13 protein-coding genes and 1 pseudogene are annotated in these 16,696 nt (G+C 63.8%); 10 read left to right on the forward strand and 4 right to left on the reverse strand.

Going from position 1 to position 16,696, the window contains the following annotated elements; genetic code table 11:
* Nucleotides 1-123 precede the first annotated feature (123 nt).
* Together CHB99_RS06735 and CHB99_RS06740 are read left to right on the forward strand one after the other, a co-directional pair.
* Nucleotides 124-2,019: a cytochrome c/FTR1 family iron permease gene (locus tag CHB99_RS06735; protein WP_042121064.1), complete on the forward strand. Its 1,896-nt coding sequence runs from the start codon at nucleotides 124-126 to the stop codon at nucleotides 2,017-2,019.
* Between the two features lie 66 nt (nucleotides 2,020-2,085).
* Complete coding sequence (locus tag CHB99_RS06740) at nucleotides 2,086-2,535, forward strand: YaiI/YqxD family protein (protein ID WP_042121065.1); 450 nt, start codon at nucleotides 2,086-2,088, stop codon at nucleotides 2,533-2,535.
* Between the two features lie 37 nt (nucleotides 2,536-2,572).
* Here the strand turns inward: CHB99_RS06740 and elbB are convergent, their stop codons facing one another.
* Complete coding sequence (elbB, locus tag CHB99_RS06745) at nucleotides 2,573-3,238, reverse strand: isoprenoid biosynthesis glyoxalase ElbB (RefSeq protein WP_042121066.1); 666 nt, start codon at nucleotides 3,236-3,238, stop codon at nucleotides 2,573-2,575.
* Nucleotides 3,239-3,429: 191 nt separating this feature from the next.
* Between elbB and CHB99_RS30060 the strand changes: the two are divergent.
* A pseudogene (locus tag CHB99_RS30060) lies at nucleotides 3,430-3,978 on the forward strand (sterol desaturase family protein); the annotation flags it as partial.
* A 501-nt stretch (nucleotides 3,979-4,479) separates the two neighbouring features.
* Here the strand turns inward: CHB99_RS30060 and CHB99_RS06755 are convergent.
* Nucleotides 4,480-5,124 (reverse strand): DedA family protein, encoded by a 645-nt coding sequence (locus tag CHB99_RS06755; RefSeq protein ID WP_084702485.1) that lies wholly within the window; start codon nucleotides 5,122-5,124, stop codon nucleotides 4,480-4,482.
* 208 nt (nucleotides 5,125-5,332) lie between these two features.
* Between CHB99_RS06755 and hemB the strand changes: the two genes are divergently transcribed.
* Both hemB and ppk1 read left to right on the forward strand, forming a co-directional pair.
* The gene (gene hemB / locus CHB99_RS06760) at nucleotides 5,333-6,343 is read left to right on the forward strand and encodes a porphobilinogen synthase (protein ID WP_042121069.1); all 1,011 of its coding nucleotides are present in this window, start codon (nucleotides 5,333-5,335) and stop codon (nucleotides 6,341-6,343) included.
* 19 nt (nucleotides 6,344-6,362) lie between these two features.
* Nucleotides 6,363-8,597, forward strand: a complete 2,235-nt coding sequence (gene ppk1 / locus CHB99_RS06765; RefSeq protein ID WP_042121070.1) for a polyphosphate kinase 1 — start codon at nucleotides 6,363-6,365, stop codon at nucleotides 8,595-8,597.
* Here ppk1 and ppx read toward each other — a convergent pair.
* Entirely contained in the window at nucleotides 8,584-10,086 is a 1,503-nt protein-coding gene (gene ppx / locus CHB99_RS06770) for an exopolyphosphatase (protein WP_042121071.1), read from the reverse strand. The genes ppk1 and ppx overlap by 14 nt on opposite strands.
* A 240-nt stretch (nucleotides 10,087-10,326) precedes the next feature.
* On the opposite strand from ppx, the gene trxA reads away from it, so the two are divergent.
* The 5 genes from trxA (at nucleotide 10,327) to CHB99_RS06795 (ending at nucleotide 15,642) form a co-directional block, all read left to right on the forward strand.
* Nucleotides 10,327-10,656, forward strand: coding sequence for a thioredoxin TrxA (trxA, locus tag CHB99_RS06775; RefSeq protein ID WP_042121073.1), 330 nt, complete (start codon nucleotides 10,327-10,329; stop codon nucleotides 10,654-10,656).
* A gap of 227 nt (nucleotides 10,657-10,883) precedes the next feature.
* A complete protein-coding gene (rho, locus tag CHB99_RS06780; protein ID WP_009395654.1) occupies nucleotides 10,884-12,143 on the forward strand; it encodes a transcription termination factor Rho in 1,260 nt (419 codons plus the stop codon).
* A gap of 127 nt (nucleotides 12,144-12,270) precedes the next feature.
* Complete coding sequence (gene ubiD, locus CHB99_RS06785) at nucleotides 12,271-13,737, forward strand: 4-hydroxy-3-polyprenylbenzoate decarboxylase (protein ID WP_042121074.1); 1,467 nt, start codon at nucleotides 12,271-12,273, stop codon at nucleotides 13,735-13,737.
* The gene (locus CHB99_RS06790) at nucleotides 13,737-14,705 is read left to right on the forward strand and encodes a CDP-6-deoxy-delta-3,4-glucoseen reductase (RefSeq protein WP_042121075.1); all 969 of its coding nucleotides are present in this window, start codon (nucleotides 13,737-13,739) and stop codon (nucleotides 14,703-14,705) included. Before ubiD ends, CHB99_RS06790 begins: the two co-directional genes overlap by 1 nt.
* Nucleotides 14,706-14,991: 286 nt before the next feature.
* The gene (locus CHB99_RS06795; RefSeq protein WP_042121290.1) at nucleotides 14,992-15,642 is read left to right on the forward strand and encodes a gamma-glutamylcyclotransferase; all 651 of its coding nucleotides are present in this window, start codon (nucleotides 14,992-14,994) and stop codon (nucleotides 15,640-15,642) included.
* Nucleotides 15,643-15,693: 51 nt separating this feature from the next.
* Here the strand turns inward: CHB99_RS06795 and CHB99_RS06800 are convergent, their stop codons facing one another.
* Complete coding sequence (locus tag CHB99_RS06800; RefSeq protein WP_042121076.1) at nucleotides 15,694-16,671, reverse strand: NADPH:quinone oxidoreductase family protein; 978 nt, start codon at nucleotides 16,669-16,671, stop codon at nucleotides 15,694-15,696.
* Nucleotides 16,672-16,696: the final 25 nt, after the last annotated feature.

The following is a 16,696-nucleotide window of genomic DNA, read 5'->3' on the forward strand; positions in this document are numbered from 1 at the left end:
TAACTTCCGACGTGATGAAAGTGGCAATTGATGAAATTGTTGCTAATTTTTACGATTCGCCTTGAGCCTGTCCGGACAGCGGTCGACAATATTCGCCTCATCGCTGACGTCCGAGACCGCTCCATGAATTCCCGTTCCCGCTTGATCGCCTGGCTGCTGTGGCCAGTGCTGGCCCTTGGTAGTGCCATGGCACTGGCCGAACCTGTCGAAGGAGCGGCAAAAGCCCTGCACCTGCTGGACTACATCGGCGCCGACTACCCGGCCACCGTCGAGTCCGGCAAGGTCATCGATACGTCCGAATACCACGAACAGCTGGAATTCATCGGCACCCTTCAGGGCCTGCTCGCCGCCTTGCCCGAGCGTCCCCAGCGCAAGGCGCTGGAAGACGGCGCAGTCGCGTTGCGCCAGGCCATCGACGAGCGCCAGGACGGCGCCGGCGTGGCCCGTCAGGCCCGGCAGTTGGGGGCCGAGCTGGCGCTGGCCTACGAGGTTGCCCTGGCGCCCCTGATCACCCCCGATCCGACGCGCGGCGCGCCGCTGTACGCCCAGCATTGCTCGGTCTGCCATGGTGACAGCGGTGCCGGCGACGGCCCGGCGGGTGTCGGTCTGGAGCCGGCCCCGGCCAATCTGCGCGATGCGGCGCGACTCGACCGTCTGAGCCTCTACGATCTCTACAACACCCTCGGGCTGGGTATCGAAGGCACCGACATGCCGTCCTTCGCCGATCAGCTCGACGAGCGCCAGCGCTGGGACCTGGCCACCTATATCGCCAGTTTCACCGCCGATCCGGCCAGGGCCGCCAGCGGTTCATCGTTCAGTCTCGGCGACCTGGCCCGGCAGACCCCGGCCGAAGTCGAAGCCAGCCAGGGCCCCGACGCACTGCTGACCTTCCGCGCCCAGCGGGCCAAGCCGCCGCAGGTCAAGCGGGGGCCGGGCCAGTTGCTCGACTACACCGCCAGCACCCTCGACAAGAGCCTGGCGGCCTATCAGGGCGGCGACCACGAGCAGGCCTACGACCTGTCGGTGGCGGCCTATCTGGAAGGTTTCGAGCTGGTGGAAAGCTCGCTGGACAACGTCGACAGCACGGTGCGCAAGGACACCGAGAAGGCGCTCATGGCCTACCGCCAGTCCCTGCAGGACGGTCTGCCAGTGGAGCAGGTCAAGGCCAGGCTGGAGGTGGCCAAGGCCAAGCTGCAAGCCTGTGCCGGGCTGCTGGGTGGCGACGGCCTGAGCTGGTCGCTGAGCTACATTTCCGGCCTGCTGATCCTGCTGCGTGAAGGTCTCGAAGCGATCCTGGTGCTGGCGGCGATTCTTGCGTTCCTGCGCAACACCGGTCAGCAGGCCGCAGTGCGCAGCGTCAACGTCGGCTGGGGCCTGGCGCTGGTCGCCGGTTTCGCCACCTGGGCGCTGGCGGCCTACGTGATCGATGTCGGCGGCGCCCAGCGCGAGCTGCTGGAAGGCTGCACGGCGCTGTTCGCCTGCGTCATGGTGCTGTGGCTCGGCGTGTGGATGCACGACCGCCGTCACGCCGCGGCCTGGCAGAACTACATCAAGAGCAGTCTGGTCGGCGGCGGTGGCCGTTTCGGTTTCGCCGTGCTGGCATTCTTCTCGGTGTACCGCGAGCTGTTCGAAGTGATCCTGTTCTACGAAACCCTGTGGCTGCAGGCTGGCCCTGCGGGCCATCAGGCGGTGCTGGCCGGTGGCGTCACGGCGCTGGTGCTGCTGATCGGCCTGGCCTGGGTGATCCTGCGCGGTTCGGCGAAGCTGCCGCTGTCGCTGTTCTTCAGCATCAACGCGGCGCTGCTCTGCGCGCTGTCGGTGGTCTTCGCCGGGCATGGCGTCAAGGCGTTGCAGGAGGCCGGGGTCTTCGGTACCCACCCGGTGCCGTTCTTCGACTTCGACTGGCTGGGCATCCACGCCGATGCCTATTCCCTGGCCGCCCAGGCCGCCGCGCTGCTGGCCATCGTCGTGCTCTACGGGCGCAGCTGGCTGGCCTCCCGTCGCGTGGCCGCGTCCTGATTTGAAGCGGGGCGGGCAAGCAGCGATACTGCCCGCCCGTTTCAAGTCGTTGTGGATAACTCCCTCATGCGTGTCTGGATCGATGCCGACGCCTGTCCGAAGCTGGCCAGGGATCAAGTCGTCAAATTCGCTCTCAAGCGTCAGTTCGACGTGGTGATGGTGGCCGGTGGGCCCCAGGCCAAGCCGCCGTTCGCCTGTGTGAAGCTGATCGTCGTGCCCAGTGGCATGGATGCCGCCGACGATTATCTGGTGGAGCATGCGCAGCCAGGCGAGCTGGTGATCTGCAGCGACGTGCCGCTGGCCGACCGGCTGATCAAGAAGGGCGTGGCGGCACTCGACCCGCGTGGCCGCGAGTTCGACGAGCGCAACATGGGCGAGCGCCTGGCGGTGCGGAATCTGTTCACCGATCTGCGCGAGCAGGGGCAGGTGGGGGGAGGGCAGGCGGCCTATGGGGACAAGGACAAACAGGCGTTCGCCAATGCGCTGGACCGGATTCTGACGCGGCTGACGCGGTAAAGCCGCGCCCCTGCGAGAGGGGCGCGTTTACGCGGGGTCACTCGCCTTCGTGGGTCAGCTCCAGCACCCGGTCCACCAGCTTGTAGATGCCGCCCGCGGCATCGCTGATCGACTGCGCCAGCATGTAGGCAGGGGTGGTGACCAGCTTGCGCTGGGTGTCCTCGACGATGTCATGCACATCGCACTCTTCGTGGGTGCCACCCATCTTGACGATGGCCGCGCTGGTGTCGGCATCGTTGCCGATGGTGCAGACCACGCCCGGGCCGTAGATCTTCGCCGCCAGCGCCGGCGAGATGCAGATCAGGCCGACCGGCTTGCCCGCCTCGGCGAAGGCTTCGGCCACGACCAGGACATCCGGGTGCACCGTGCAGCCGGGGCCGTCGACGGCGAAGCTGGAGAGGTTCTTCGCCGCGCCGAACCCGCCGGGCACGATCAGCGCATCGAAATCGTCGACATCGGCTTCGCGCAGATCCTTGATGTTGCCGCGGGCGATGCGTGCCGACTCCACCAGGACATTGCGCGATTCGGGCATCTGCTCGCCGGTCAGGTGGTTGATCACATGCAATTGCGCGATGTTCGGCGCGAAGCACTGCACCTGGGCGCCACGCTGATCGAGGCGCAGCAGGGTGATCACGCTCTCGTGGATTTCCGCGCCGTCGTAGACGCCGCAGCCTGACAGAATCACAGCAACTTTTTTGGTCATGCTTCCTACTCCCGATTCGAGGCGCTAAATGTCGTCTAGTTTGGCAGTTGTCGCCATAGGGATTACAGCATTGTCGGCCTAATCTTGATCCATCGCCTGAAAATGGACCTGTCATGGACTTCATCCTGTACGCCGTGCCGTTCTTCTTCATTCTGATCGCGGTGGAACTGTTGGCCGATCGCTTCCGGGGCATGCGCAATTACCGGGTGGCCGATACGGTCAACAGCCTGAGCGCGGGTGTCCTGTCCACCACCTTCGGCCTGCTGACCAAGGGCGTGGGGTTGGTGACCTACGCGGTCGCGGTGGAGCATCTGGCCGTATTCCAGCTGCCGGCCGAGGCCTGGTGGGTATGGGTGCTGGCCTTCATCGCCTACGACTTCTGCTACTACTGGCTGCACCGCTTCGGCCATGAGCGCAACATCCTCTGGGCCGCGCACTCGGTGCATCACCAGAGCGAGGACTACAACCTCTCCACCGCGTTGCGCCAGACCAGCACCGGCTTCCTCCTGTCGTGGATCTTCTACCTGCCGCTGGCGGTGCTCGGTGTGCCTCTGCTGGTGTTCGTCAGCGTCGGCGCGCTGAACCTGCTGTACCAGTTCTGGGTACATACCCGGCACATCCCGAAACTGGGCTGGTACGAGTGGCTGTTCGTCACGCCGTCCAATCATCGCGTTCACCATGCGCAGAATCCTTTGTACTTGGATCGCAACTACGGTGGGGTGTTCATTCTCTGGGACCGCCTGTTCGGCACCTTCCAGCCCGAGGACGACGCCGAGCCGGTGATTTTCGGGGTGACCACCCCCCTGGCGAGCTGGAATCCGCTATGGGCCAACCTGCAGTTCTACGCCCAGCTGTGGAGCGACGCGCGGCATGCCGAACGCTGGCGGGACAAGCTGCGCATCTGGTTCATGCCCACCGGTTGGCGCCCGGACGATGTGGCGCGACGTTATCCACAGGCGAAGCAGAATCTGCTCGATTTCCGCAAGTTCGAGGTGCCGCTGGCCTGGCCGCGGCAGCTCTACGTGGTACTGCAGTTCGCCGTGTATGTGGCGTTGGGCAGCTATCTGATGCAGGCGGGCGCGCGGCTGCCGGTAGCGGCATTGCTGCTCGGCGCGGGGGTGATGGGCTTCGGTCTGTTCGTGCTGGGGACGGCGCTGGAGAACCGTCCCTGGGCACTGCGTCTGGAACTGCTGCGGCTGGCGCTGAACCTGCCGGCGTTCGCCCTGGCGGGGTGGAGCGGCCTAGGGCCGGTCACCGCGCTCGGATGGGTCGGGTTGCTCGCTTACAGCCTGCTCAGCCTGATCGGCCTGTACGTCAGCCGCTTCGCGCCTGGCGATGCGCGCGGCCTTGAAGCGCCGGCGCAGCCACAGGCAGCCACCGAGCAGCAGCAGGCCGCCGAGCACCCATAGTTCGTATTTCTTCACGTTGCCCAGCAGGCCTTCGAGAATCGCGCCGAAATGATAGGCCGCGGCACCGAGGGCCAGCGCCCAGATCGCCGCGCCGATGCCGTTGAGCAGCAGGTAGCGGCGCGGTGGGTAACCGGACAGGCCGATGGCCACCGGCATTACGGTGCGCAGGCCGTAGACGAAGCGGAAGCTCAGGACCCAGATGTCCGGGTGGCGGCGCACATGCTCCAGGGCGCGGTCGCCCATCATCTGCCAGCGCGGCTTGCGCGCGAGCAATTTGCGCCCATGACGGCGGCCCATGAAGTACCAGAGCTGGTCGCCGGCGTAGCTGCCGAAGAACGCCACCAGCACCACCAGGTTGATATCCATGTAGCCACGGAACGCCAGGAATCCGGCAAGCACCAGGATGGTCTCGCCTTCAAAGAACGTACCTAGAAAAAGGGCAAAGTAGCCAAAATCTTGCAGGAATTGTTGAAGCATTTTCTGGATGCTGGCGAAATGAACGCGAAGCCTACCCCTTCGAGCGCTCTTGGGAAAGTGTCCAAATGTGTCTCGACGTGAACAATTCCTACAGGGGACAATGACTGCGTCTGTAGGTCGCAGGCTTACCTCTGCCTGTCACACAAGCGTCATAATGGCCGCTTATAACTGTCGCGCCCGCCTGTTCGCGCGGGCTCAGGAGTCTGCCGTGAGCTTTACCCCCGCCAATCGCCTGTTCCCCGCTACCCGCCTGCGTCGCAACCGCCGCGATGACTTTTCCCGTCGCCTGGTTCGCGAGAATGTTCTGACCGTCGACGATCTGATCCTGCCAGTCTTTGTCCTGGACGGTGAAAACCGCCGCGAGGAAGTCGCCTCCATGCCGGGCGTCGAGCGTCTGAGCATCGACCTGCTGCTGGAAGCGGCGGCCGAGTGGGTCGACCTGGGCATTCCGGCGCTGGCCCTGTTCCCGGTAACCCCGGCGGAAAAGAAATCCCTCGACGGTGCCGAAGCCTGGAACCCGGACGGCATTGCCCAGCGTGCCACCCGCGCCCTGCGCGCCCGTTTCCCGGAGCTTGGGGTGATCACCGACGTCGCCCTCGACCCGTTCACCACCCACGGTCAGGACGGCATCCTCGATGAAGAGGGCTACGTCCAGAACGACATCACCGTCGATGCCCTGGTGCGCCAGGCTCTGTCTCATGCCGAGGCGGGTGCCCAGGTGGTGGCCCCCTCGGACATGATGGACGGTCGCATCCAGGCCATCCGCGAAGCCCTGGAACTGGCCGGCCATGTGAATGTCCGCATCATGGCCTACTCGGCCAAGTACGCCAGCGCCTATTATGGTCCGTTCCGCGATGCGGTCGGTTCGGCGCTCAATCTGGGCAAGGCCAACAAGGCCTCCTACCAGATGGATCCGGCCAATACCAACGAGGCGCTGCATGAAGTGGCCGCCGACCTCAGCGAAGGCGCCGATATGGTCATGGTCAAGCCAGGCATGCCATATCTGGATATCCTTCAGCGGGTCAAGGACGAGTTCAAGGTGCCGACCTTCGTTTACCAGGTCAGCGGCGAATACGCGATGCACATGGCAGCGATCCAGAATGGCTGGCTCTCCGAGGGCGTCATTCTCGAATCGCTCACCGCCTTCAAGCGGGCGGGAGCCGACGGCATCCTCACGTATTTCGCTGTACGCGCCGCACAATTGATGAGAGGGCAGTAACGCCCTTCAGGAACGCAAGATGAATAACGAAGCACTGATCGAAGCCGCTGTGAAGGACGTCAAGGAAGTACCGGCCGCACCCGAGCCGATGCTGGAAACCCCGCCGGAGCCCGAAGTGGTGCCGGCGCCAGCGGCGGAAGCGCCGGCGGTCGCGCCCGTGCCGGCGGTTGCCGTGCCGGGCCTGGATGACAGCAGCCTGTACATCCATCGCGAGCTGTCGCAGTTGCAGTTCAACATCCGCGTGCTGGAACAGGCGCTGGATGAGTCCTACCCCTTGCTGGAGCGGCTGAAGTTTCTGCTGATCTTCTCCAGCAACCTGGACGAGTTCTTCGAAATTCGTGTTGCGGGCTTGAAGAAGCAGATCACCTTCGCCCGCGAGCAGGCCGGTGCCGACGGCCTGCAGCCGCACCAGGCGCTGGCGCGCATCAGCGACCTGGTGCACAGCGAAGTGCATCGCCAGTACGCGATCCTCAACGATGTGCTGTTGCCGGAGCTGGAAAAGCACCAGATCCGCTTCATCCGTCGCCGTCACTGGACCACCAAGCTCAAGACCTGGGTGCGTCGCTTCTTCCGCGACGAGATCGCGCCGATCATCACCCCGATCGGCCTCGATCCGACCCACCCGTTCCCGTTGCTGGTGAACAAGAGCCTGAACTTCATCGTCGAACTGGAAGGCATCGACGCCTTCGGTCGCGACTCCGGCCTGGCGATCATCCCGGCCCCGCGCCTGCTGCCGCGGATCATCCGCGTGCCGGAAGACGTCGGTGGCCCCGGCGCCAACTACGTGTTCCTTTCGTCGATGATCCACGCCCACGCCGACGACCTGTTCCAGGGCATGAAGGTCAAGGGCTGCTACCAGTTCCGCCTGACCCGCAACGCCGACCTGGCGCTGGATTCGGAGGACGTCGAAGACCTCGCGCGCGCCCTGCGCGGCGAGCTGTTCTCGCGGCGCTACGGTGACGCGGTGCGTCTGGAAGTCGCCGATACCTGCCCGAAACACCTGTCCGACTACCTGCTCAAGCAATTCAGCCTGAGCGAGAACGAGCTCTATCAGGTCAACGGTCCGGTCAACCTGACCCGCCTGTTCAGCATCACCGGCCTGGAGAGTCACCCGGAGCTGCAGTACACGCCGTTCACTCCGGCGATCCCCAAGCTGTTGCAGAACAGCGAGAACATTTTCAGCGTGGTGAGCAAGCAGGACATCCTGCTGATGCACCCGTTCGAGTCCTTCACCCCGGTGGTGGACATGCTGCGCCAGGCGGCCAAGGACCCGCACGTCCTGGCGGTGCGCCAGACCCTCTACCGCAGCGGCGCCAACTCGGAAATCGTCGATGCCCTGGTGGATGCCGCGCGCAACGGCAAGGAAGTCACCGCGGTCATCGAGCTGCGCGCGCGTTTCGACGAAGAATCCAACCTGCAGATGGCCAGCCGTCTGCAGGCCGCCGGTGCTGTGGTCATCTATGGCGTGGTCGGCTTCAAGACCCACGCCAAGATGATGCTGATCCTGCGTCGTGAAGCGGGCGAGATCGTCCGCTACGCGCACCTGGGCACCGGCAACTACCACGCCGGCAACGCCCGCCTGTATACCGACTACAGCCTGCTGACCTCCGATGACGCCCTGTGCGAGGACGTCGGCAAGTTGTTCAGCCAGCTGATCGGCATGGGCAAGACCCTGCGCATGAAGAAGCTGCTGCACGCGCCTTTCACCCTGAAGAAAGGCATGCTCGACATGATCGCCCGGGAAACCCAGTTCGCCCTGGAAGGCAAACCGGCGCACATCATCGCCAAGTTCAACTCGCTGACCGATCCGAAGATCATCCGCGCGCTGTACAAGGCCAGCCAGTCCGGCGTGCGCATCGACCTGGTGGTGCGTGGCATGTGCTGCCTGCGTCCGGGTATTGCCGGCGTGTCGCACAACATTCATGTGCGCTCGATCATCGGCCGCTTCCTCGAGCACACCCGGGTCTTCTACTTCCTCAATGGCGGCGATGAGCAGATCTTCCTGTCCAGTGCCGACTGGATGGAGCGCAACCTCGACAAGCGTGTCGAGACCTGTTTCCCGGTGGAAGGCAAGAAATTGCTGTTGCGGGTGAAGAAGGAGCTGGAAGGCTATCTGACCGACAACACCCATGCGTGGATCCTGCAGGCGGACGGTCGCTACGTGCGCAGCTCGCCGACCGGCAACCAGAACCCGCGCAGTGCCCAGGCGACCCTGCTGGAGCGCCTGAGCAACCCGGTGCTTATCGTACGCTGAGGATGAAGCCGACCCGGGTCAGCCACTCGGCCTCCTGGTCGAAGTCGGCCTGGGTCAGCTGGTTTTCCAGCAGCCAGCCATCCGGGAAGGCGACCGCCAGGCTGTCGCCGCTGGCGTGCAGTTCCACCTTCGGCATCTGCTGGGTGCCGCGGATGTGGTGGAACAGGATGGCGAAGCGCAGCAGCACGCACAGGCGAATCAGCTTCACGCCTTCGTCGCCGAACTCGGCGAACTTGTCCTTGGGAATGTTGCGGCGATGGCCGCGTACCAGCAGGGCCAGCATCTGCTGGTCCTCGCGGGAGAAGCCGGCCAGGTCGGAGTGTTCGATCAGGTAGGCGCCGTGCTTGTGGTAGTGGTAGTGGGCGATGTCCAGGCCCACTTCATGCACCTTGGCCGCCCAGCCCAGCAGTTCACGCCAGATACCGTCCTGCAGATCCCATGCCTCGGCCACCTGGTCGAAGGCATGCAATGCCTTGCGCTCGACGCGCGCGGCCTGGCTCTGGTCGACGTGGTAGCGCTCCATCAGCGAGGTCAGGGTGCGCTCGCGCACGTCCTCGTGGTGATGGCGGCCGAGCAGGTCGTACAGCACCCCCTCGCGCAGGGCGCCGTCGCAGTGGTCCATGCGCTGCAGTTCGAGGGCATCGAAGATCGCTTCGAGGATGGCCAGGCCGGCCGGGAAGATCGCCCGGCGGTCGGGCTTGACCCCGTCGAAGTCGATCTTGTCGATCTCGCCGAGCTTGAACAGCTTGCGCTTGAGCCAGGCCAGTCCCTCGGCGTTGACTTCGCCACTGCCCAGGCCACCCGCCTTGATCGCCGAGCCGATGGCGCGGATGGTCCCGGAAGAGCCGATGGCTTCGTCCCAGCCCAGGCGGTGCAGGGCGGTCTCGATGCTCATCAGTTCCAGGCGCGCCGCGGTGTAGGCCTGGGCGTAGCGCGCCGGGGTGATCTTGCCGTCGCGGAAATAGCGCTGGGTGAAGCTGACGCAGCCCATCTGCAGGCTCTCGCGCAGCAGCGGTTCGAAGCGCTGGCCGATGATGAATTCGGTACTGCCGCCGCCGATGTCGGCCACCAGGCGCTTGCCCGGGGTGTCGGCGAGGGTATGGGACACGCCCAGATAGATGAGGCGGGCTTCTTCGCGGCCGGAAATCACTTCCACCGGGTGGCCGAGGATTTCTTCGGCGCGGCGGATGAATTCGCCGCGGTTGCGCGCCTCGCGCAGGGCGTTGGTGCCGACGATGCGCACCGAGCCCGGTGGCATGCCGTTGATCAGTTGGGAGAAGCGCTTCAGGCAGTCGAGACCGCGCTGCATGGATTCTTCGCTGAGCTGACGCTCTTCATTGATACCGGCCGCCAGTTGAACCTTTTCGCCATTGCGCTCGAGGATGCGGATCTCGCTGTGATGGGCTTTGGCTACAACCATGTGGAAACTGTTGGAGCCAAGGTCGATGGCGGCGATCAGGGAGAGGTTCTTGGCGGTGGAATGGGGCATGGTAGTTGGCTTCTCGGTCGTTAACCTGGCAATCCTGCCACGATAGTCGGCTTACGCCAACGCGCGGTAATCCCGGGCTTGATATGGCGCAGTTTTGCGTAAGAAATATGACTTCTGTGTGACAGTCGATACGCTGGGTCATCAACTATCATAGTTAGACTCAATCGGTTGCGACTTCCTGTCGACAGGCAGGGCGGCTATGATGGGCGACGTTTTTTGCTTCCGACCTTGGAGATTTCCATGAGCAGCGATCTTATCAAACACGTCACCGACGCTTCCTTCGAAGCCGACGTTCTCAAGGCCGAAGGCCCTGTACTGGTGGACTACTGGGCTGAGTGGTGCGGCCCGTGCAAAATGATCGCTCCGGTCCTGGACGAGATTGCCAGCAGCTATGAAGGCCGCCTGACCGTCGTCAAGCTGAACATCGACCAGAACGCTGAAACCCCTAGCAAACATGGCGTACGTGGTATCCCGACGCTGATGCTGTTCAAGGACGGCAACATCCAGGCCACCAAGGTTGGCGCCCTGTCCAAATCCCAGCTGGCAGCCTTCATCGACGCTAATCTGTGAGCCTCGGAAAAGCCCCGCAATTGTCGGGGCTTTTCTCTTTCTGGTGACTAGACGCCAGAAAAAGCAGGTGTTACATTCGGCCTCGCACTGTTTCTCCAGTGCCCCCTGCACGCCCGTCGCCGCATTCCAATTCGAATTCAGTACGCGATCTTTCGCCTCCCGCGGCGCGGCTTCATTAAGCCAGATGCTTAATCTCTCCCTTCATACATGATTACTCCATTCCCCTTATGAACCTGACTGAACTCAAGCAAAAGCCGATTACCGATCTGCTCGAAATGGCCGAACAGATGGGCATAGAAAATATGGCCCGTTCGCGCAAGCAGGATGTGATTTTCTCCCTGCTGAAAAAGCACGCTAAAAGCGGCGAGGAAATTTCCGGTGACGGCGTGCTGGAGATTCTCCAGGACGGTTTCGGCTTCCTGCGTTCGGCGGACTCCTCCTACCTGGCCGGCCCTGACGACATCTACGTCTCGCCAAGCCAGATCCGTCGTTTCAACCTGCGCACCGGCGACACCATCGTCGGCAAGATCCGGCCACCGAAAGAGGGTGAGCGTTACTTCGCACTACTGAAGGTCGATACCATCAACTTCGACCGTCCGGAAAACGCGAAGAACAAGATCCTGTTCGAAAACCTGACGCCGCTGTTCCCCAACGAGCGGCTGAAGATGGAAGCCGGCAACGGCTCCACCGAAGACCTCACCGGTCGTGTGATCGACCTCTGCGCCCCGATCGGCAAGGGCCAGCGTGGCCTGATCGTCGCCCCGCCGAAAGCGGGCAAGACCATCATGCTGCAGAACATCGCGGCGAACATCACCCGCAACAACCCCGAGTGCCACCTGATCGTCCTGCTGATCGACGAGCGCCCGGAAGAAGTGACCGAGATGCAGCGCACCGTGCGCGGTGAAGTGGTCGCCTCGACCTTCGACGAGCCGCCGACCCGTCACGTGCAAGTGGCCGAAATGGTCATCGAGAAGGCCAAGCGCCTGGTCGAGCACAAGAAGGACGTGGTCATCCTGCTCGACTCCATCACCCGTCTGGCCCGTGCCTACAACACCGTGATCCCGAGCTCCGGCAAGGTCCTCACTGGTGGTGTCGACGCCCACGCCCTGGAAAAACCGAAGCGCTTCTTCGGCGCCGCGCGCAACATCGAGGAAGGCGGTTCGCTGACCATCATCGCCACCGCGCTGGTCGAAACCGGCTCGAAGATGGACGAAGTGATCTACGAAGAGTTCAAGGGCACCGGCAACATGGAACTGCCTCTGGACCGTCGCATCGCCGAGAAGCGTGTGTTCCCGGCCATCAACATCAACCGTTCCGGTACCCGCCGCGAAGAGCTGCTGACCGCCGACGACGAACTGCAGCGCATGTGGATCCTGCGCAAGCTGCTGCACCCGATGGACGAGATCGCCGCCATCGAGTTCCTGGTCGACAAGCTCAAGCAGACCAAGACCAACGACGAGTTCTTCCTGTCGATGAAGCGCAAGTAAGCACTCGCCATGTGCAAGAGCCGGGGAAACCCGGCTTTTTGCTATCTGTCCTTCAGACTATTCTGACTCGCCCGGTTCGGCGCTACACTGCCCACCCCGACCGATACGGCCAACACGAGGCTCACGCATGCAGTATCGCGATTTGCGCGACTTTATCCGTGGCCTGGAGCAGCGCTCAGAACTCAAGCGCATCCAGGTCCCCATTTCGCCGGTCCTGGAAATGACTGAAGTCTGCGACCGCACACTGCGGGCCAAGGGGCCGGCACTGCTGTTCGAGCGTCCCACCGGTTACGACATTCCCGTGCTCGGCAACCTGTTCGGCACCCCGGAGCGGGTGGCCATGGGGATGGGTGCCGAGTCGGTCAGCGAACTGCGCGAGATTGGCAAGCTGCTGGCCTTCCTCAAGGAGCCGGAGCCGCCGAAAGGTCTGAAGGACGCCTGGTCGAAACTGCCGATCTTCAAGAAGGTCGTGGCCATGGCGCCGAAGGTGGTCAAGGATGCGCCGTGCCATGAGGTGGTCATCGAGGGCGACGATGTCGACCTCGCCATGCTGCCGATCCAGCATTGCTGGCCGGGCGACGTCGCGCCGCTGATCACCTGGGGCCTGACCGTCACGCGCGGGCCTAACAAGGAGCGGCAGAACCTCGGTATCTACCGCCAGCAGGTGATCGGCCGCAACAAAGTGATCATGCGCTGGCTGAGCCATCGTGGCGGTGCCCTCGATTATCGCGAATGGTGCGAGAAGAACCCCGGCAAGCCGTTCCCGGTGGCCGTGGCCCTGGGCGCCGACCCGGCGACCATCCTCGGCGCGGTCACCCCGGTACCGGACACCCTGTCCGAATACGCCTTCGCCGGTCTGCTGCGGGGCAACCGCACCGAACTGGTGAAGTGCCGCGGCAGTGACCTGCAGGTCCCGGCCACCGCGGAAATCATCCTCGAAGGCGTGATCCATCCGGGCGAGACCGCGCCGGAAGGCCCGTATGGCGACCACACCGGCTACTACAACGAAGTCGACAGCTTCCCGGTGTTCACCATCGAGCGCATCACCCACCGCACCAAGCCGATCTACCACAGCACCTACACCGGCCGGCCGCCGGATGAGCCGGCGATTCTCGGCGTGGCGCTGAACGAAGTGTTCGTGCCGATCCTGCAGAAGCAGTTCCCCGAGATCACCGATTTCTACCTGCCGCCGGAAGGTTGCTCGTACCGCATGGCGGTGGTGACCATGAAGAAGCAGTACCCCGGCCACGCCAAGCGCGTAATGCTGGGCGTCTGGTCGTTCCTGCGACAGTTCATGTACACCAAGTTCGTTATCGTCACCGACGACGATGTCAATGCGCGGGACTGGAACGACGTGATCTGGGCCATCACCACGCGCATGGACCCCAAGCGCGACACGGTGATGATCGACAACACGCCGATCGACTACCTGGACTTCGCCTCGCCGGTCTCGGGTCTCGGCTCGAAGATGGGCCTGGACGCCACCAACAAGTGGCCGGGCGAGACTACCCGCGAATGGGGCCGGGTCATCGTCAAGGACGAAGCCGTCACCAAGCGGATCGATGAGTTGTGGAACCAGTTGGGAATAGAGTGATGCAGGTGACCTTGCAGCCGTCCGGGGCGGTGATGACCCTCAACCCGGGCGAGAGGATTCTGGAAGCGGCGCAGCGCCTGGGCTATGACTGCCCGCAGAGCTGCCGCAACGGCAATTGCCACATCTGCGCCGCGCTGCTGGTGGAAGGCCGGGTGCGCCAGAACGGCGAAGTGCGCGATCACGGTGAGCTGTTCACCTGTATCGCCGAGCCGCTGGAAGACTGCGTCCTGCTTTGGGACGGCGTGCTCGCCCTGGGTGAGCTGCCGGTGCGCACGCTGGCTTGCCAGGTCAGTGATTGCACTGAGGTCGGTGGCGATGTCTGGCGCGTGCGCCTGCGCGCACCGGCGGGCAAGGCGCCACGCTATCACGCTGGGCAGTACCTGATGATCGAGCGTGAGGGCGGTGACAAGGCGGCTTTTTCCCTGGCCTCGGCCCCGCATCGCGGGCGCGACCTGGAACTGCACGTCCTGGCCCGGGAGCAGAGTGCCCAGAGTCTGATTGCCCAGTTGCAGCGTGATCGCATGGCGCGCATCGAACTGCCGTTCGGCGATACCCACCTGGCCGAGTTGCCGGATGGCCCGTTGGTGCTGATCGCGGCCGGCACCGGCATGGCGCAGATGCACAGTCTGATCGAGCATTGCCGGATCCGCGGTTTCCAGCATCCGGTACACCTGTACTGGGGCGTGCGGCGGCCCGAGGATTTCTACGAGATCGAGGAATGGGCGCAGTGGCAGCGCCTGCCCAACCTGTTCCTGCACAAGGTCGTCAGCGACCTGTGTGGCTGGGAGGGGCGCTGCGGTCTGTTGCACGAGGCGGTCTGCGAAGACATCGACGACCTGTCGTCCATCCATGTCTATGCCAGCGGCTCGCCGGCCATGGTCTATGCCACGCTCGACGCCCTGGTCGACGCGGGGATGGATGCGCATCAGATGCGTGCCGATGTTTTCGCTTATGCCCCGCGTGGCTAACTTTGGTAATAAGGCGCGTTGCAATGACGCGCCGTTTTAAATAACCAAGCGCGCAAGTAAAGCTTATAAGAACGCCACCCTCCTTAATTGTTGCGCACACCGCGAAAAACTGTCGCTACACTTGCAAGAGTACAGTCGAACTTTCTGAAATGCCCGGCGGACAGGGGTTCTGGATGCGACGGGGCTTGTTAAAGCAGTGTTATCTGCCGTACGGTAAGTGTTCAGCGAGCGGCTTGGCTTTATAGTGAAGTACTTCGGTATTTCACGAGGATCTTTGGCGGCGAACATGTCGGTACTCGAACCAGCACCCTTTCCCCTGGCGTATCCGCCGGTACTTGATTTCGGACAGCAATTGTCCCGGGAACAACTTCTTGAGTCCGTGCGCAAGACCATGGCCTTGCATCAGGGCGGGCCGGTCTGGCTGTTCGCCTACGGTTCGCTGATCTGGCGCCCGGAGTGCCAGTCGGCCGAGCGCCGTCGCGGGCGGGTGCATGGTTATCACCGCGGGTTGTATCTCTGGTCCCATGAGCATCGCGGCACGCCGGAGTGCCCCGGTCTGGTGTTCGGCCTGGACCGCGGTGGTTCGTGCAGCGGCTTCGCCTATCGCCTGCCGGAAGAGTCGTTGCAGGATTCGCTGCTGGCCCTGTGGCAGCGGGAGATGCCCTACCCGGCCTATCGCCCGCACTGGCTGAGCTGCCGGCTCGACGACGGCAGCAAGGTGCAGGCCCTGGGCTTCGTGCTGGAGCGGCATCTGCCGTGCTACGCGGGGAATCTGCCGGACAGCCTGCTCAGCCACATTTTCGCCAGCGCCAAGGGGCGCTATGGCACGACCCGGGAGTATGTGGAACAGACCCTGGCGGCGTTGCGCAGCCATGCGATGCCGGACCGGGGTCTGGAGGAACGCTACAAGCGCTGCCACTCTCAGGGCCAGGCTTGATGGCCTCATCGCTGGCGGCGTTCCGCTTGCCAGCGATTGGCCCTCCCGGTCTTACCTGACCTTCACCACCAACTTGCCCACCGCCTTCCTGGCAGCCAGGTGCTCGATTGCTTTCCCCGTCTCCGCCAGCGGATAGGTCTGCGACACCAATGGCTTCAACTTGCCCTCCGCGAACCAGGCGAACAACTGCTGGAAATTCGCCGCATTGTCCGCCGGCTGGCGCTGGGCGAACGAGCCCCAGAACACGCCCATCACCGCCGCCCCCTTGAGCAGCACCAGGTTTGCCGGTACCTGGGGAATCTGTCCGCTGGCGAAACCCACCACCAGCAAGCGGCCATTCCAGGCCAGGCCGCGCACGGCCTGCTCGAACAGGTCGCCGCCCACCGGGTCGTAGATCACGTCGACGCCCTTGCCGCCGGTCAGGCGTTTGATTTCGTCCTTGAGGCTGTTCTGGCTGTAGTCGATCACCTCGTCGGCGCCCGCGGCTTTCGCCGTTTCGAGTTTCTCCGCGCTGCTGGCCGCGGCAATCACCCGCGCACCCATGGCCTTGCCGATTTCCACCGCCGCCAGGCCCACGCCGCCGGAGGCGCCGAGGACCAGCAGGGTTTCGCCCGCCTGCAACTGGCCGCGCTGGCGCAGGGCGTGCATCGAGGTGCCATAGGTCATGACGAACGCCGAGGCGGTGACGAAGTCCATGCTGTCGGGGATCGGCAACACGTTGTAGGCCGGTACTGCCACCTGCTCGGCGAAGCTGCCCCAGCCGGTCAGGGCCATGACCCGGTCGCCGGCCTTGAAGGCCCCGGCATTCTCGCCCACCGCCGCCACCACCCCGGCCGCCTCGCAGCCAGGGGAAAACGGCAACGGCGGCTGGAACTGGTACTTGCCTTCGATGATCAGGGTGTCAGGGAAGTTGACGCTGGCCGCATGTACGTCCAGGAGGATCTCGTTCTTCTTCGGCGTCGGGCTGGCGACGTCTTCCAGCACCAGGTCGCGGGCCGGACCATGGACTTTGCACAACACGGCTTTCATCAGGGCTATTCCTTTGCGAGTGGTG

The organism is Pseudomonas japonica (assembly GCF_900188455.1).
GTDB lineage: Bacteria > Pseudomonadota > Gammaproteobacteria > Pseudomonadales > Pseudomonadaceae > Aquipseudomonas > Aquipseudomonas japonica.

Excerpts from the sequence above, each read along its gene's own strand:
- CHB99_RS06735 (WP_042121064.1), top strand. The coding sequence starts at position 124 with ATGAATTCCCGTTCCCGCTTGATCGCCTGGCTGCTGTGGCCAGTGCTG.
- CHB99_RS06740 (WP_042121065.1), top strand. The coding sequence starts at position 2,086 with ATGCGTGTCTGGATCGATGCCGACGCCTGTCCGAAGCTGGCCAGGGAT.
- elbB (WP_042121066.1), bottom strand. The coding sequence starts at position 3,238 with ATGACCAAAAAAGTTGCTGTGATTCTGTCAGGCTGCGGCGTCTACGAC.
- CHB99_RS06755 (WP_084702485.1), bottom strand. The coding sequence starts at position 5,124 with ATGCTTCAACAATTCCTGCAAGATTTTGGCTACTTTGCCCTTTTTCTA.
- ppk1 (WP_042121070.1), top strand. The coding sequence starts at position 6,363 with ATGAATAACGAAGCACTGATCGAAGCCGCTGTGAAGGACGTCAAGGAA.
- ppx (WP_042121071.1), bottom strand. The coding sequence starts at position 10,086 with ATGCCCCATTCCACCGCCAAGAACCTCTCCCTGATCGCCGCCATCGAC.
- trxA (WP_042121073.1), top strand. The coding sequence starts at position 10,327 with ATGAGCAGCGATCTTATCAAACACGTCACCGACGCTTCCTTCGAAGCC.
- rho (WP_009395654.1), top strand. The coding sequence starts at position 10,884 with ATGAACCTGACTGAACTCAAGCAAAAGCCGATTACCGATCTGCTCGAA.
- ubiD (WP_042121074.1), top strand. The coding sequence starts at position 12,271 with ATGCAGTATCGCGATTTGCGCGACTTTATCCGTGGCCTGGAGCAGCGC.
- CHB99_RS06790 (WP_042121075.1), top strand. The coding sequence starts at position 13,737 with ATGCAGGTGACCTTGCAGCCGTCCGGGGCGGTGATGACCCTCAACCCG.
- CHB99_RS06795 (WP_042121290.1), top strand. The coding sequence starts at position 14,992 with ATGTCGGTACTCGAACCAGCACCCTTTCCCCTGGCGTATCCGCCGGTA.
- CHB99_RS06800 (WP_042121076.1), bottom strand. The coding sequence starts at position 16,671 with ATGAAAGCCGTGTTGTGCAAAGTCCATGGTCCGGCCCGCGACCTGGTG.